This window comes from Pannonibacter sp. XCT-53 (genome assembly GCF_009915765.1).
GTDB classification, from domain to species: Bacteria; Pseudomonadota; Alphaproteobacteria; order Rhizobiales; family Stappiaceae; genus Pannonibacter; species Pannonibacter tanglangensis.
Genome location: NZ_JAABLQ010000001.1, coordinates 3,298,086 through 3,311,761 on the forward strand (window position 1 = coordinate 3,298,086; position 13,676 = coordinate 3,311,761).

General features: G+C 68.5%; 15 protein-coding genes and 1 other RNA gene. 5 read left to right on the top strand and 11 right to left on the bottom strand.

All coding sequences use genetic code 11. The features are described 5' to 3' along the window. The first annotated feature begins 105 nt into the window (after positions 1-105). Together GWI72_RS14760 and GWI72_RS14765 are read left to right on the top strand one after the other, a co-directional pair. Positions 106-1,011: a LysR family transcriptional regulator gene (locus GWI72_RS14760; protein WP_161709051.1), complete on the top strand. Its 906-nt coding sequence runs from the start codon at positions 106-108 to the stop codon at positions 1,009-1,011. A 169-nt stretch (positions 1,012-1,180) separates the two neighbouring features. Next, complete coding sequence (locus GWI72_RS14765; protein ID WP_161709052.1) at positions 1,181-2,476, top strand: alkaline phosphatase; 1,296 nt, start codon at positions 1,181-1,183, stop codon at positions 2,474-2,476. A gap of 114 nt (positions 2,477-2,590) precedes the next feature. Here GWI72_RS14765 and GWI72_RS14770 read toward each other — a convergent pair whose 3' ends face one another. Continuing rightward, on the bottom strand, positions 2,591-3,046 hold the full coding sequence (locus tag GWI72_RS14770) for a methyltransferase family protein (RefSeq protein WP_161709053.1): 456 nt from the start codon (positions 3,044-3,046) through the stop codon (positions 2,591-2,593). Positions 3,047-3,370: 324 nt separating this feature from the next. On the opposite strand from GWI72_RS14770, the gene GWI72_RS14775 reads away from it, so the two are divergent. Together GWI72_RS14775 and recQ are read left to right on the top strand one after the other, a co-directional pair. Then, a complete protein-coding gene (locus GWI72_RS14775; RefSeq protein ID WP_161709054.1) occupies positions 3,371-3,748 on the top strand; it encodes an MAPEG family protein in 378 nt (125 codons plus the stop codon). A gap of 130 nt (positions 3,749-3,878) precedes the next feature. After that, positions 3,879-5,756: a DNA helicase RecQ gene (gene recQ, locus GWI72_RS14780; RefSeq protein WP_161678165.1), complete on the top strand. Its 1,878-nt coding sequence runs from the start codon at positions 3,879-3,881 to the stop codon at positions 5,754-5,756. Positions 5,757-5,796: 40 nt separating this feature from the next. On the opposite strand, the gene msrA is transcribed toward recQ, so the two are convergent. The 6 genes from msrA to GWI72_RS14810 form a co-directional block, all read right to left on the bottom strand. Beyond that, positions 5,797-6,432 (bottom strand): peptide-methionine (S)-S-oxide reductase MsrA, encoded by a 636-nt coding sequence (gene msrA / locus GWI72_RS14785; protein ID WP_161709055.1) that lies wholly within the window; start codon positions 6,430-6,432, stop codon positions 5,797-5,799. A 93-nt stretch (positions 6,433-6,525) separates the two neighbouring features. Further along, entirely contained in the window at positions 6,526-6,846 is a 321-nt protein-coding gene (locus tag GWI72_RS14790) for a heavy metal-binding domain-containing protein (protein ID WP_161678161.1), read from the bottom strand. Between the two features lie 83 nt (positions 6,847-6,929). Further along, positions 6,930-8,858, bottom strand: coding sequence for a DNA polymerase III subunit gamma/tau (locus tag GWI72_RS14795; protein WP_161709199.1), 1,929 nt, complete (start codon positions 8,856-8,858; stop codon positions 6,930-6,932). Positions 8,859-8,968: 110 nt separating this feature from the next. Next, positions 8,969-9,066, bottom strand: an RNA gene (ffs, locus tag GWI72_RS14800) — signal recognition particle sRNA small type. A gap of 440 nt (positions 9,067-9,506) precedes the next feature. After that, positions 9,507-9,779, bottom strand: coding sequence for a BQ00720 family protein (locus tag GWI72_RS14805; RefSeq protein ID WP_161709056.1), 273 nt, complete (start codon positions 9,777-9,779; stop codon positions 9,507-9,509). 67 nt (positions 9,780-9,846) lie between these two features. Next, positions 9,847-10,275, bottom strand: a complete 429-nt coding sequence (locus tag GWI72_RS14810; protein WP_179956085.1) for an Hsp20 family protein — start codon at positions 10,273-10,275, stop codon at positions 9,847-9,849. 165 nt (positions 10,276-10,440) lie between these two features. Here GWI72_RS14810 and GWI72_RS14815 point away from each other — a divergent pair, with 165 nt between their 5' ends. Then, entirely contained in the window at positions 10,441-10,791 is a 351-nt protein-coding gene (locus tag GWI72_RS14815) for an MmcQ/YjbR family DNA-binding protein (RefSeq protein ID WP_161709057.1), read from the top strand. A gap of 186 nt (positions 10,792-10,977) precedes the next feature. Here GWI72_RS14815 and GWI72_RS14820 read toward each other — a convergent pair whose 3' ends face one another. The 4 genes from GWI72_RS14820 to GWI72_RS14835 all read right to left on the bottom strand — a co-directional run bounded on the left by GWI72_RS14820 (position 10,978) and on the right by GWI72_RS14835 (position 13,401). Then, positions 10,978-11,214: a hypothetical protein gene (locus GWI72_RS14820; protein WP_161678155.1), complete on the bottom strand. Its 237-nt coding sequence runs from the start codon at positions 11,212-11,214 to the stop codon at positions 10,978-10,980. Between the two features lie 133 nt (positions 11,215-11,347). Further along, complete coding sequence (locus tag GWI72_RS14825) at positions 11,348-11,794, bottom strand: hypothetical protein (protein WP_209000121.1); 447 nt, start codon at positions 11,792-11,794, stop codon at positions 11,348-11,350. Between the two features lie 258 nt (positions 11,795-12,052). Then, on the bottom strand, positions 12,053-12,283 hold the full coding sequence (rpsU, locus tag GWI72_RS14830) for a 30S ribosomal protein S21 (RefSeq protein WP_161678153.1): 231 nt from the start codon (positions 12,281-12,283) through the stop codon (positions 12,053-12,055). A 167-nt stretch (positions 12,284-12,450) separates the two neighbouring features. Next, entirely contained in the window at positions 12,451-13,401 is a 951-nt protein-coding gene (locus GWI72_RS14835; protein ID WP_161678173.1) for a tyrosine recombinase XerC, read from the bottom strand. Positions 13,402-13,676 lie beyond the last annotated feature (275 nt).

Genomic DNA, 13,676 nt, shown 5'->3' on the forward strand with positions numbered 1-13,676 from the left:
AGGCCGGGCCCCTGCCGCGATCCCAGAGGTACCCCGGCGCCCGTTGGTCGATAATCCTGCAGAATTTTGGTTCACTCATGACCAGAAGTGAATAATGATGCCCGGATGGAAAGCCTCGCCACCCTTCGCCTTTTCCGCGCCATCGCGGATCTCGGCAGCTTTGCCGCTGCCGCACGCAGTGTCGGTCTGTCGCCTGCCGGGGCCAGCAAGGCCATCAGCGAGCTGGAGGCCGATCTCGGCACCCGGCTCATCAACCGGACCACACGCCGGCTGCATCTGACCGAGGCGGGAAGCCTCTATCTGGAGCAGGTCCGCCGGGCGCTCGGCGAGCTGGAGGAGGCGCGCGACCAGCTCGCCAGCCTCAATGCCGAGCCGTCGGGCCTGCTGCGCGTCAGCGCCCCGATGACCTCCAGTCTGGTCCTGCTGACCGAGCGGATCCCCGAGTTCCTCGACCGCCACCCGAGGATCAGCCTGGATCTGGATCTCAACGACCGCCGCGTTGACCTGGTGCGCGACGGCTACGACCTTGCCCTGCGCGGCGGCCTGAAGCTGGAGGACACCGGCCTGATCAGCCGGCGGATCGGTGCGCTGTGCCATGTGGTCTGTGCCGCGCCGGCCTACCTCGCCCGCCGGGGAACGCCGCAGGTGCCGGAGGAGCTGGCCGGACATGAGTGCGTGCGCTTTTCCCTCTCCGGCCATGCCGACGAGTGGGTGTTCGAGCGCGACAGCCGCGTGGTGCGACAAAGGGTCACCGGCCGCTATCAGGTGGCCTCAAGCCTCGCTGTGCGGGATGCCCTGCGCGCCGGTTTCGGTCTCAGCCTGATCCCTCGCGCCTACGTGGCCGATGATCTCGCCGCCGGGCGTCTGGTGCAGCTGCTCGAGGGGTGGAGCACGCCGGACGTCACCGTTCACGCCCTCTATCCCTCCCGCCGCCACGTCCCGCCGAAAGTCCGCGCCTTCATCGACTTCGCCGTCGCCGCCCTGCACGGACACCGGGGACGCCAGGGCTGACAGGCTGGCGCCGGAGCCGGCGTCGGGCGATTGCATCGGGTTGCGGGGGCATACGCGGCCGCGCGGTCCTGCCGCTGCGGATGTTTGTCATCTGGCCGTAACGAAAGGATGGTTAATCGCGGACCGGGGGCTGATGCGTATCACAGATGGCACGTACTGGAGATATGCTATGTCTTTGAAATCTCTCTTTTGCGCGACCGCTCTTCTGACGCTGGCGGCTCCGGCCCTGGCGCAGACCGCCACGACCGGCAACGTCATCTTCTTCCATCCAGACGGCACCAGCGTCAACGCCTGGGGTGCGGCCCGGATGCATCTGGTTGGTCCCGACGGCGAGCTCAACTGGGACCGCCTGCCCGCGATGGGTGTCTACACCGGCCACATGCAGGACCGCCTGACGGGCACGTCGCACGGCGGGGCCACCGTGCATGCCTATGGCGTGAAGGTTCAGGCTGACAGTTTCGGCCTCGATGGCAGCACGCCGATCACCGCCGCCTCGGGCAAGACCATGTCGATCGCGGAAGAGGCGCTGGCGGCCGGACGTGCCGTGGCCCTTGTCCAGAGCGGCCATATCGCCGAGCCGGGCACGGCCGCCTTTGTCGCGTCCTCGCCGTCGCGCAGCGACACCAGCTTCATCTCGCGGGAGGTCATCGAGTCGGGCGCCCAGGTCATCATGGCCGGCGGGGAACGCTTCCTGCTGCCGGAGGGTGTCCAGGGCCGGCATGGGGCGGGCGAGCGCAAGGACGGCCTCAATCTCATCGAGCGGGCCAAGGAACTGGGCTACACCGTCGTCTACACCCGCGAGGAGCTGATGGCCCTCGACACGGCCAGCGTCGACAAGGTGCTCGGCGTCTTCGCGCGCGGCCACACGTTCAACGACCAGGAGGCCGAGCGCAACCTGATCGACGGCAAGCCGTCCTACGTCGAAGGGGCGCCGACCATCGCCGAGATGACCGATGTCGCGCTGAAGATCGTCTCGCGGGATCCCGAGGGCTTCTTCGCGGTGATCGAGGAGGAAGGCACCGACAACCTCGCCAACAGCATGAATGCCGGCGGCACGCTGGAGGCGCTTGGCCGGGCCGACGAAGCGATTGGCGTCATGCGCCGCTTTGTCGACGCCAACCCGAACACGCTGCTGATCACGGCCGCCGACAGCGATGCTGGCGGGCTGCAGGTGATTGCCGCGCCGGACGCCAAGGAAGGCGATGCGGTCGAGGCCACGACGGAAGGCGGCGGGATCCTGCTCGGTCAGCAGGGCCGGTTCGGTGACGTCTTCCTGTCGGCGCCCGACGCGCGCGGCACGCGCCATGCCTACGGGCTGTCCTTCGTCGGCTACAACGATGTGGCCGGCGGCATCCTCGTGCGCGGCGCCGGGCTCAACAGCTCCCTGATCGAGCCGCTGACCGACAACACCGAAGTCTATGCGATCATGTATCGCACGCTCTTCGGCCAGGTTCCGAGCCAGTAAGCCGGCTCACAACCGGTTCCTCGGCGCCAGACCCACCCCGCGTCCGCCAGGGCGCGGGGTGTCTTCTTGCCGCGTCGCGCGCGCCCCCCTGCACCCTGCCGTCCAGGTCGCCGGTCAGATCCAGCGGCGGACACGGGCCTTGTAGGCCCGGTAATCGTCGCCGAACCGGGCCTCCAGCGCCGCCTCTTCGGGCAGGATCTGAACCCTTGTGAGGACCAGCATGAACAGGAACGGGCCGGCAGCGGCGATCGCGTGACCGAGCCAGACGGCCCAGCCGGCGAGAATGAGCGCCATGCCGAGATACATCGGGTTGCGCGAGACGCGGTAAAGGCCCGAAATCACGAGCCGGCTGGCCGCCTCCGGGCGGAGCGGATTGACGGTCGTTTTCTGGCGCCAGAAGCGCAGCACCGAGACGAGGTCGATCGCAAGGCCCAGTCCTGCAAGCCCGGCGGCGATCAGCGTCTGGCCGGGAACCGCGACGGCGGCAGGCGGGAGCCAGCGGGCGGCGGCGGCCATGCCCAGCGCGACGGCCAGAGCCTGCAGCGGCGGCGGGATGATCGGGCGGGGCATCAGCCCGGCCTCCCGTTGCAGCCTGCCGGTTCACTCCTGCCCATCTGCCTGCCTCCAGATCCCCGTCACAGCCCTCCGGTCGGTCCGCTTGCGGTTGACGGATCGGATGCCATGCCCAACATAGCGGACCGGACCGGACCCGTCAGCCCTGCCTCAGGCCCGCGCCGCCAGCCATGGCCGGCCCGGGGCTGGGGTTGGGGTTGAGTTTGAGTTTGGGGCTGGGGCCAGGGCCGGCGCTCCGGCCGGCCCAGGCCGGCCCCCGCAGCCGGGCGCAAGCCCGACGTCCGTCATCCATTGTCTCTGTCCTGCCGAAGGAACACCATCTTGTCCATCGCTCTCTGGTGCGTTCTCGCCGCCGCCTTCCTGCCCATGGTCGCCGTGCTGCCGGCCAAGATGATGAAGGGCTTCGACAATGCCCGACCGCGCGATCCGGCGTTCTTCGCCGAGGGCTTCCGCGCCCGGGCGCAGTGGGCGCAGGCCAACGGCTTCGAGGCGTTCCCGCTGTTTGCCGTCGCGGTCATCGTCGGGATCGGCAAGGGTGGCGACCAGGCGTGGATCGACCAGCTGGCCGTGCTCTTCATCCTGATGCGGCTCATCTACACGGTCTGCTACTGGACCGACCGGGCGACGCAGCGCTCGCTCGCCTGGACCGTGGCGACCGGGGCATCGGTCGCCATCTTCACCAGCCCGCTCTGGAGCTGAGGCGGTCGCGCCGCCGTCCTTGCGGCGGACGCACGCTTTTCTGCCGCTCCTGACCCGGTCATCCACAGGCGGTCATTGCCCGGCGCGCGCGAATAAGGGATTGTGCGCCGGACAGAGGACACCGCCGCAGATGCCGCAGCTTCGGGCCCGTACGGCCACCGGATATCCCGCCGAGCCCCTTCCCCCCTCCACCCGCCGCGATCCGGCCGAGGTGCTGGCGGACGTGTTCGGCTACCCGTCCTTCCGTGGCAGGCAGAAGGAAGTGGTCGACACGCTGGTGGCGGGCGAGGACGCCATCGTCCTGTTCCCGACCGGGGCCGGCAAGTCGCTGTGCTTCCAGATCCCTGCCTTGTGCCGTCCGGGCACCGGGATCGTCATCTCCCCGCTCATTGCCCTGATGAAGGACCAGGTCGGCGCGCTGACCGCAGCGGGGGTCCGTGCGGCCGCGCTCAATTCGGCGATGACCCCGGAGGATCAGGCCCGAATTGTCGCGGATTGTCGCGCCGGGACCCTGGATTTTCTCTATGTGACGCCGGAACGGGTGGCGACAGCCTCCTTCTCCCGGCTGCTCGAGGGCGTGGCCATCTCGCTCTTTGCCATCGACGAGGCCCATTGCGTCAGCCAGTGGGGGCATGACTTCCGGCCGGAGTACCTGCAGCTGGCGAGCCTTGCCGAGCGCTATCCCGGCGTGCCGCGCGTCGCGCTCACCGCCACGGCGGACCCGCACACCCGCGAGGATATCGCCGTCCGGCTGAAGCTCGAGGGGGCGCGGGTCTTCACCACCTCCTTCGACCGTCCCAACATCCGCTACGAGATCGTCGAGCGCGAGAACCAGCGCCAGCAGCTTCTCGATTTCCTCAAGCGCCACAAGGGCGAAAGCGGCATCGTCTACTGCCTGTCGCGGGCCAAGGTGGAGGAAATCGCCGACTGGCTGACCTCGAAGGGCATCCGCGCCCTGCCCTATCACGCCGGCCTCGAGCGCGAGATCCGGGAAGCCAACCAGGACGCCTTCCTGCTGGAGGAAAACCTCGTCCTCGTGGCCACGGTCGCCTTCGGCATGGGCATCGACAAGCCGGATGTGCGGTTCGTCGCCCATCTTGACCTGCCGTCCTCCGTCGAGGCCTATTATCAGGAAACCGGCCGCGCCGGCCGTGATGGCGCGCCAGCCGAGGCCTGGATGGCCTATGGCATGGCCGACATGGTGCAGCGCCGCCGCATGATCGCGGAGGGTGACGCGCCGGACGAGGTGAAGCGGGCGGAAACCGCCAAGCTCAACGCCCTGCTCGGCATCTGCGAGACCGCCGGCTGCCGCCGGCAGGCCCTGCTGGCGCATTTCGGCGAGGTCTATCCGAAGCCCTGCGGCAATTGCGACACCTGCCTGTCCCCGGTCGAGACCTGGGACGGAACGGAAGCGGCGTCGAAATTCATGTCGGCAGTCTATCGCACCGGCCAGCGTTTTGGCGCCGGGCATGTCATTGACGTGCTGCTCGGCAAGGACAACGAGAAGATCGCCCGCTTCGGCCACGACAAGCTGACCGTCTATGGCATCGGACAGAGCCTGCCGCCGAAGACCTGGCAGTCCGTCGCCCGCCAGCTCGTCGCCATGGGGCTCGTGGGCGTCGACCATGCCAATTATGGCGCGCTGGTGCTGACGGAAGAAGCGCGAGCCGTCTTTCGTAACGAACGCAAGGTGTTGCTGCGCCGGGACCGGGCGGCCGCGAGCCTGAAGTCCTCCCGTGGCGAACGCTCGTCGAGCCTTGCGGACGATCTGGACGCGGAAGAACGGCTGCTGTTCGAGCGGCTGCGCCGCCTCCGGACACAGATCGCCCGCGACAACGAGGTGCCACCCTATGTCGTGTTCCCGGATGCGACCCTGATCGGCATCGCGCGGGCCCGGCCGGTCACGCCGGACCAGCTCCTGGCGGTCTCGGGCGTCGGCCAGTCCAAGCTGGAACGCTATGGCACGGCGTTTCTGGATCTGGTCGAGGCATTCGAGGCCGGCGTCTGAGCCGCACCGTCGCGCCGCAGGAGCATCATGCCGGGCGCGATCAGGAGGCGGGCTTCTCCAGTCCCTTGAAGGCTTCCTCGCCCCACACCCGCCTGACCTGGACATCGCGGCCGCACGCGCCGCGGTATCCCTTGTAGGCCTCGCTCTGGCGGACATAGCCGAAGCGGGTCAGCGTCCGGTTCTCGCCGAGATAATAGTCCTGGTGATAGTCCTCGGCCGGCCAGAAGCGCGCCGCCCCCTCGACCGGGGTCACGATCGACCGGCCGAGCAGCCGTTCAGCCCTGGCGATTTCCGCCTTCGCCGCCTTTTCCTGGGCGGGCGTCAGAGCATGGATGGCGGTCGAATAGCCGAAGCCCCGGTCGCAGAACTGGCCTCCAGCGTCGGTCACGTCGACGGTGCGCAGGAAGATGGCGACCAGCCGGGCGTAGCTGACCTTCGCCGGGTCGAACGTGACCTGAACCACCTCGCGGTGGCCACCGTCCTCATAGGTCCGGTAGGTGGGCTGCTCGCTTTTTCCCCCGGCATAGCCGGAGATCGTCGCGGTCACACCCGGCACCTTGTCCATGTCGGCTTCGACGCACCAGAAACAGCCGCCGGCAAACAGCGCGGTCTCCGCGCTGGCCGAAGCCGGGGCTGCGGCAAGGAGGGCAAGGGCAAGAGCTGCGGCACGCGCCATGAGGGCTATCTCCGGATCAGGATTTTCCGAACCATAGGGCGCGCGCCGGTCACCGTCATCTCACAGTGGGTTGAGGACCCTGTGCTGTTCCGCTCAGCGGATCAGGACCGCGGTCCCGGTTGCCGTCACCATGAGCATGGAGCCGTTCTGACCGACCGTCTCATAGTCCAGATCAACGCCGATGACCGCATTCGCACCCAGACGGGCGGCGTTGTGCTGCATCTCTTCCAGCGCGATGGTGCGGGCCTTGGCCAACTCGGCCTCATAGGTACCCGAGCGACCGCCGACGATGTCGCGGATACCGGCAAACAGGTCCTTGAAGATGTTTGCACCCAGAATAGCCTCGCCGGTCACGAGCCCCTTGTAGTCGAGGATTTCGCGGTTCTGCAGCGAGCTGGTGGTCGTCACGATCATTCCGGTCTCCATCTGTTGGTCATCTGGAACTGGGAAGGCGCGCGACGCATTGCAAGCCCTTGACGTCAAGGGCCGGCGTCACGTCAGAGGTCGTCGGCGTCGTCGTGCCCGAGGGCCTCGCCGAGCAACGGGTCAGCCAGCTCGGCCTCGTCCTCGTCGGCCGTCACGCGGACATCGACGATCCGGGCACCGGGAAACTCGGCCAGCAGCGCGGACACGGTCGGATGCGAGCGGGCATCGGAGAGGAGCTGGGCCTGGGTCGCCTCCCGCTCCTCCTGGATGGTTGGCCGGCCCTGTTCGCGGCTGACGGCCACGATCCAGCGGGTGCCGGTCCAGTCGGTCAGCTTGCGGCCCAGCTCGCCGGCGACGTCGGCCCCGGCGTCGCGGGTCGGCTGGATCTCGATGTGGCCCTGCTCAAACTTCACGAGCCGCATCTGCCGCTCGATGGCAACCTTCATCGGAATATCGCGCTTCTCCGAGGCGAGCGCAGCGCAATCGGCGAGATTGCGCAGAATGATGGCCGGGCGGGCGGGCTGCGGGTCGCGCTGCGGCGGCGCGGGCTGAGGGGTCGCAACGGGCTGGGCCATGCCGCCCTGGATGGTGGCGAGGCGCGGTCGCCCGTCCGGCTGCACCTGCGCGGAAGGCAGCGCGGCCAAGGGAGCCCCCTGCGGCTGCGGGGCCTGTGCCATCTGGCCAGAGCCCATGCCGACGGCCATGGCTCCCCCGCCGGACGGACCCGCGCCCTGGCCGCCACCCGGAGCGACAGGCGCCTGCGGCAGGGCCCCAAGCGCGCCGGCGCGCAGCAGCTTCAGCGCTTCTTCCGGATCCGGCAGATCGGCGGCATAGGCGAGGCGCACGAGCACCATGTCGGCGGCGGCGAGCGGCTTCGGCGCGGCCTGAACCTCGGAAATGCCCTTGAGCAGGATCTGCCAGGCGCGTGACAGGGCCCGCATCGACAGTTTCTCGGCAAACTCGCGGCCGCGCAGACGTTCCGTCTCCGTCACGGAGACTTCCTCGCCCGCCTTCGGCACGATCTTCAGGCGCGTCACGAGATGGGTAAAGTCGGCAAGATCGGTCAGCACGACCGCGGGGTCGGCGCCGATGGAATACTGTTGCGCCAGTTCCTGCATCGCCTCGGCGATGCGGCCTGCCATGACATGGCCGAACAGGTCGATGACCCGGGCCCGGTCGGCAAGACCGAGCATCTCGCGCACCTGCGCGGCGTCGATGTGCCCGGCGCCATGGGCGATGGCCTGATCGAGCAACGACAGGCTGTCACGGGCGGAGCCCTCGCCGGCACGCGCGATCAGCGTCAACGCCTCGTCGGAGATGTCGATCGCTTCGGCGTTGGAAATCCGGCGCAGCAGGCCGACCAGCTTCGGCTGTTCGATGCGGCGCAGGTCGAAGCGCTGGCAGCGGGACAGGACCGTGACCGGGACCTTGCGGATTTCCGTCGTGGCGAAGATGAACTTCACATGCTCCGGCGGCTCTTCGAGCGTCTTCAGCAGCCCGTTGAAGGCCGCGTTGGACAGCATGTGCACTTCGTCGATGATGTAGACCTTGTAGCGCGCCGTGGCCGGACGGTAGCGCGCCGCATCGGTGATCTCGCGGATGTCGTTGATGCCGGTGTGCGAGGCGGCGTCCATCTCGATCACATCGACATGGCGGCCTTCCATGATCGAGCGGCAATGCACGCCCTCGCGCGTCAGCCTGACCGTGGGCCGGTCCGCCTCGCCGGGGATCTCGTAATTGAGGCCGCGCGCCAGAATGCGTGCCGTCGTCGTCTTGCCGACACCACGGACACCGGTCAGCATCCAGGCCTGGGCGATACGGCCGGTGGCAAACGCGTTTTCCAGCGTCTGCACCATCGGCTCCTGGCCGACGAGATCGTCAAAGGTCTGGGGGCGGTACTTGCGGGCGAGAACCCGGTAGGCACCAGACTTCTGTCCTGCCTCGGAGACCGCAGCCGGCCTTGCCTCAGGCGCGGAGGCTTCGGGCGCATCGCCGAACATCGACAGGGTCAGGTCGTCGCGGATCTCGTCCGCGCCGGGCTCCGTCGTGCCGTCCGGGCTGTCGCCATCGATACCGCTCATGGAAGCCCGTGTTTTCTGCGCGGGAAAGGGTGGGAGGCTGGCACGGCGACCCGTGCCGGATCTCGTTAGGGCTGCTTCCTTCCGGACCTGACCCGGTTGGCGAGTGGCTCGTCCACCACCAACCTCCCGAGCCCCTTATATCAGCAAGCCATGGGGCTTTGGCAAGGGCTTCGTCCGATAAAGCCGAAGATGGGTCGTTTTCGCTGCGATTCCAGAGGCTTGGGTTCTGAAAAACAAAGAGGGCCGCTGAGCGGCCCTCCCGTGAGATCGACATGACCTCGTGTCCGGATCAGATCCCGGCGAAAGTTCTCACGGCCAGAGGCTGCTCCGGCAGTTCACCCTTCCGCCCAGACATCAGGGCCACGCACAGGGTCTCACTCGACATGGGCTCACCTCCTTTCGATTGTTGCAGACATCAGGCAACGTAGCGCGAAACGGCGCGGCAGCAAGAGGGGAAAGCATGCGGCAGGATCGCCACCCGTGCAGCCGGGCCCGGTCCGGTGGGGCGCCCTCATCCGGGGCGGCCCGGGACGGCCGCGCGTGTGGCCGGGCTTCGGCCGGCGCGCGTCAGTGCACGCTGACCATCACCAGCTCGGTTTCCAGCGCGTTGGCAATCGCTGCCTCCCGGCTGTCGGACACGACGATCGGCGTGCCGTCAGCCCCCAGCAGCGCCCAGAGGCGCAGGCCGCGCGCCATTTCCGGGGTGCCGGGAAACAGGCGGCGCAGATCGTCGGAAGAAATCTGGCGCAGGTAGCCGACATGGCCCGTGCCCAGCTGGGCAAACACTTCAGGCGAGAGGGCACGCGGGTGCGTTGCGCGCGGATGACCATCACGCGTCATGGCAGTTCTCCTTGTTGTCGTCTTGAGCGAAAGCCGGACCGGGCCGGATCACGCCGTGCCGCCGGGATCAGTCCCGCGCGGTGATCTCGATCCGGCGGATCACCCGTTCGGGTTCCGGCCGTACCAGATCGATGGACAGCAGTCCGTCCTTGAGGTCGGCGCCGAGGATCTCGATCCCTTCCGCCAGCACGAAGGCGCGCTGGAACTGGCGCGCGGCGATGCCCCGATGCAGGTACTGCCGGGACTTGTCGTCGACCTGACGGCCCCGGATGACCAGTTGCCGCTCTTCCACGGAGACGTCGAGCTGGTCGCGGGTGAAGCCCGCCACGGCCAGCGTGATGCGGATCACGTCGCCATGGTCATCGGATTTCGGCAGGCGTTCGATGTTGTAGGGCGGATAGCCGTCGTTGGCGGCTTTCGATACCCGGTCAAGCACACGCTCGATATCATCGAACCCGAGCATGAACGGGCTGGAAAACGCTGACATACGCGTCATCGTCAAAGTCCTCTGCAAAGCGACCTTGAGACCCGGACCCTTCTGGAAGGCATCCGGACCGGGGTGCCATCACCCCGTACTGCTTGCGAATATGGCGAGTGTGCGACAGAGTTTCAAGCAACCCCTCCCGCCGCTCGCGGAGACGGACAGCACCGGGAGCAGACCATGACGCGCGCCGACTTCGACACCTTCTGCGCCGGTCTCCCGGCAACCTCGCATGTGGTGCAATGGGGCGGGTGCTCGGTCTGGAAGGTCGGCGGCAAGATCTTCGCCATCTGGAGTGGTGCGGATGCGGACGGCCAGGTCAGCTTCAAGGCCTCCGATCTGTCGGGCGCGATGCTGCGGGACACCCCGCACTACCGGCCGGCCCCCTATCTGGCCCGGGCCGGGTGGCTGCAGCTGGTGTCGACGGCGCAAACCGACCCCGAGGAGATCCGGGCCTATGTCGCCGCGGCCCATGGTCTCGTGACCGCCGGCCTGCCGAAGCGGCTGCGTCTGGCACTCGGTCTCGCCTGAGCCGCCGTGCCGCTTCGCCGAACGTCCAGCCGGGGGACTGGACGTTCGCCGGAGCACCCTGCCTGCGGGGGCGGCAGGGCATCGCTCTGCCCGGCAGGCTTGCCGACCTGCCAGGACGTCGGTCAGCGGCCCGTCGCATCCGCGAGGGACCGGTGCGGCCGATTGCCCGATTGCCAGTTGGCCAGATCAGCGGGCGACGGGGGCCGGCTGAACGACGACCGGGGCTGCGGTCTTCACGTCGCTGGTGGCGATGGAGAAGCCGGTCGCCTGGGTCTGACCGGTGGCCGGCAGCTGCGCCACCGTCATGTTCGGGGTGGCCTTGACCGACTTCATGTGGCTGCAGGCCATGGCAACGCCCGAGGCGGCAACGCTGCCGGTCAGGCAAAGGGCGAGGACAGCTGCGGACTTCTTCAGACTGCGCATGTAGGGTCCCTCCGGTGGTGAACCGTGCCGGGGCAGGATAGCCCCGTTTCCGTAAGGTAACGGCACGACCGGCCGCAGCAAGACCTGCGGCGATCACATTTTGCGGAACCCGGTCCGGGAGGGCGGCCGCGGCTCAGCGGCGTGCCCGCTTGAGGATGTGGCTCGTCAGCTCTTCCTGCTGCAGCGGATCATGGGGCACCACCAGCACGTCGGCCTCGATGTTGTCACCGAACGCCCGCATCTTGATGTCGCGGGTGCCGAAGAACCCTTCCAGCCGGACACGCACGCCGCCACCCGGCCGGAGTTCCGCTTCGGTCCAGCCCCATTTGCAGTCGCGCGGACTGCAGCGCATGAAGGCACGGGCGCGGACCTGCACGCGGTCATCCACGCAGGTCGCCTCCACCTCGAGACGGGTGAGTTCCTGCCACTTGGCGGCCTTGTCGACCCAGATGCCCTCCTCCGGCAGCGGGCAATAGACGCGCGTGGCCGTCTGCGCCGCGGCTGCGGGCGGGCGGAGATCCGGCCCGGACAGCAGCAGCAGCGGGACGATCAGCAGCAGAACCAGGGCTTGCGCAGGCATGGGCACCTCCTGCCGATACGGTAGCGGCAGGCCATTAACCCCTCGTTAACGCTCGAGGGGGAGGCGCATCGGCATGGTCGGTGCGGCTGCGACGGGGCGCAAGGCCCCCCCGGGTCCGGCGCGGCACGGGCACCGGGCCACCGGCCGCAGCTCCGCGTCTCCGGGCTGGCCGGTCGGGGACCAAGGTCGGGCGCAAATGCAAAAACCCCCGGAGCCGGCAGGCCCGAGGGTATTGCAGGAGCAAGACGCCAGACGGTCTCAGCGCGCCTTGCGCTTCGGACCGGCGATCAGGCCTTCGCGCTGTGCGAGCTTGCGCGCAGCCTTGCGGGCGCGGCGCACGGCTTCCGCCTTTTCGCGGACGCGCTTCTCGGACGGCTTCTCGAAGGAGCGACGCGCCTTCATCTCGCGCAGAACGCCTTCGCGCTGGAGCTTCTTCTTCAGGACGCGGAGCGCCTGCTCGATGTTGTTGTCACGAACGAGAACCTGCAAGGTAAATCCTGACGTTGGCCCGGCCTGGCCACCATGGCGGAGGACCGGGTGGTTGAGTTCAAGCGCCACCATGGCATGAAAGGTGGCGCAACCTAGCAGGTTTCGCGGAAATTGCACCCCCTTCGGCAAAATTTTTTCGGCCCTGTCGCGGCCCCTCGCGCGCGGCTTCAGCTGCGCGGATGGGCGCGGTCATAGGCCTCCAGCAGCCGGGCCGCATCGACCTCGGTGTAGATCTGGGTCGTCGACAGGCTGGCGTGGCCCAGAAGCTCCTGGATCGAGCGGAGATCACCGCCGCCGGCCAGAAGATGCGTGGCAAAGGAATGGCGCAGGGCATGCGGCGTGGCGCTGTCCGGAAGCCCGAGCGCCCCGCGCAGCCGCGCCACGGCGAGCTGGATGAGACGCGGACTGAGCGGTCCACCGCGGGCCCCCAGAAACAGGGGCCCTTCCGGCTGCGGCTGATAGGGACAGAGGCGCAGATAGGCGGCGATCGCCTCCCCCACCACCGGCAGCAAGGGCACGATCCGCTCCTTGCCCCCCTTGCCGACGACGCGCAGGCTGCGGGTCGTCGGCAGCGGCGCGGCCCGCGCGGTCAGCGCAAGCGCCTCGGAAATGCGCAGGCCGCAGCCATAAAGCAAGGTGAGCACGGCCGCATTGCGGGCCTCGATCCAAGGCTCGGCCTCCAGACCGGTCTCGCCCGAGGCAACCGCGCGGGCATCGGCCACGCTCAGGGGCTTGGGCAGCGAGCGCGGCTGACGCGGCGGCCGCACCGCGCCGGCGGCAGCGGCATTCACCTCGCCGCGCCGTTCGAGATAGCCAAGGAAGGAGCGGATACCGGCCAGCCCGCGGGCGAGCGAGCGACTGCCCACGCCGGCGGTGCGGCGACGGGCCAGAAAGGCACGGAAATCGGCCGGCGACAGGTTGCGGATCTCGTCGAGACCGGGCGCCCCGCCCAGGTGGCCGGCGAGAAACCGGAGAAACTGCGCCACGTCGCGCTCATAGGCGACGAGCGTCTTGTCAGACAGTCGCCGCTCGTCGCCGAGATGGTCGAGCCAGGCGCCGACGCGGCGCATCAGCTCCGGCGAGGCGTGCACAAGAAGGGAATCGGTCGGTTCGGACATGGCCGCAGCATACAGCAGCCGCACGCGGTCGGGCAGGCTCCGGGTGGTGTCCCTCCACCGCCCGCGCCTGCCGCGTGAAGGGCCACGGCAGGCGACGGGAGGCAGAGGGAAAGGCAATGGCCGCGCTGCGCCCCTTGGGGCGTTTTGGTTGAGTGAGGGGTGAGGGGGTGTCACGGGCGTGCCGGGATGCGCTTTCCGGTGGTTGCGTCGAAGGGGTGGAGGCGGTCGGCTGGGGCGATGAAGGAGAGGGTTTCGCCGCTGGCGTGGCGGGCGGC

What these genes read in the sequence shown, in the direction of transcription:
- GWI72_RS14760 (WP_161709051.1), top strand. Translation starts at nt 106, where the DNA reads ATGGAAAGCCTCGCCACCCTTCGCCTTTTCCGCGCCATCGCGGATCTC.
- GWI72_RS14795 (WP_161709199.1), bottom strand. Translation starts at nt 8,858, where the DNA reads ATGTTCGGCGATGCGCCCGAAGCCTCCGCGCCTGAGGCAAGGCCGGCT.
- recQ (WP_161678165.1), top strand. Translation starts at nt 3,879, where the DNA reads ATGCCGCAGCTTCGGGCCCGTACGGCCACCGGATATCCCGCCGAGCCC.
- GWI72_RS14805 (WP_161709056.1), bottom strand. Translation starts at nt 9,779, where the DNA reads ATGACGCGTGATGGTCATCCGCGCGCAACGCACCCGCGTGCCCTCTCG.
- GWI72_RS14835 (WP_161678173.1), bottom strand. Translation starts at nt 13,401, where the DNA reads ATGTCCGAACCGACCGATTCCCTTCTTGTGCACGCCTCGCCGGAGCTG.
- GWI72_RS14815 (WP_161709057.1), top strand. Translation starts at nt 10,441, where the DNA reads ATGACGCGCGCCGACTTCGACACCTTCTGCGCCGGTCTCCCGGCAACC.
- GWI72_RS14790 (WP_161678161.1), bottom strand. Translation starts at nt 6,846, where the DNA reads ATGATCGTGACGACCACCAGCTCGCTGCAGAACCGCGAAATCCTCGAC.
- msrA (WP_161709055.1), bottom strand. Translation starts at nt 6,432, where the DNA reads ATGGCGCGTGCCGCAGCTCTTGCCCTTGCCCTCCTTGCCGCAGCCCCG.
- GWI72_RS14765 (WP_161709052.1), top strand. Translation starts at nt 1,181, where the DNA reads ATGTCTTTGAAATCTCTCTTTTGCGCGACCGCTCTTCTGACGCTGGCG.
- GWI72_RS14810 (WP_179956085.1), bottom strand. Translation starts at nt 10,275, where the DNA reads ATGACGCGTATGTCAGCGTTTTCCAGCCCGTTCATGCTCGGGTTCGAT.
- GWI72_RS14820 (WP_161678155.1), bottom strand. Translation starts at nt 11,214, where the DNA reads ATGCGCAGTCTGAAGAAGTCCGCAGCTGTCCTCGCCCTTTGCCTGACC.
- GWI72_RS14770 (WP_161709053.1), bottom strand. Translation starts at nt 3,046, where the DNA reads ATGCCCCGCCCGATCATCCCGCCGCCGCTGCAGGCTCTGGCCGTCGCG.
- GWI72_RS14825 (WP_209000121.1), bottom strand. Translation starts at nt 11,794, where the DNA reads ATGCCTGCGCAAGCCCTGGTTCTGCTGCTGATCGTCCCGCTGCTGCTG.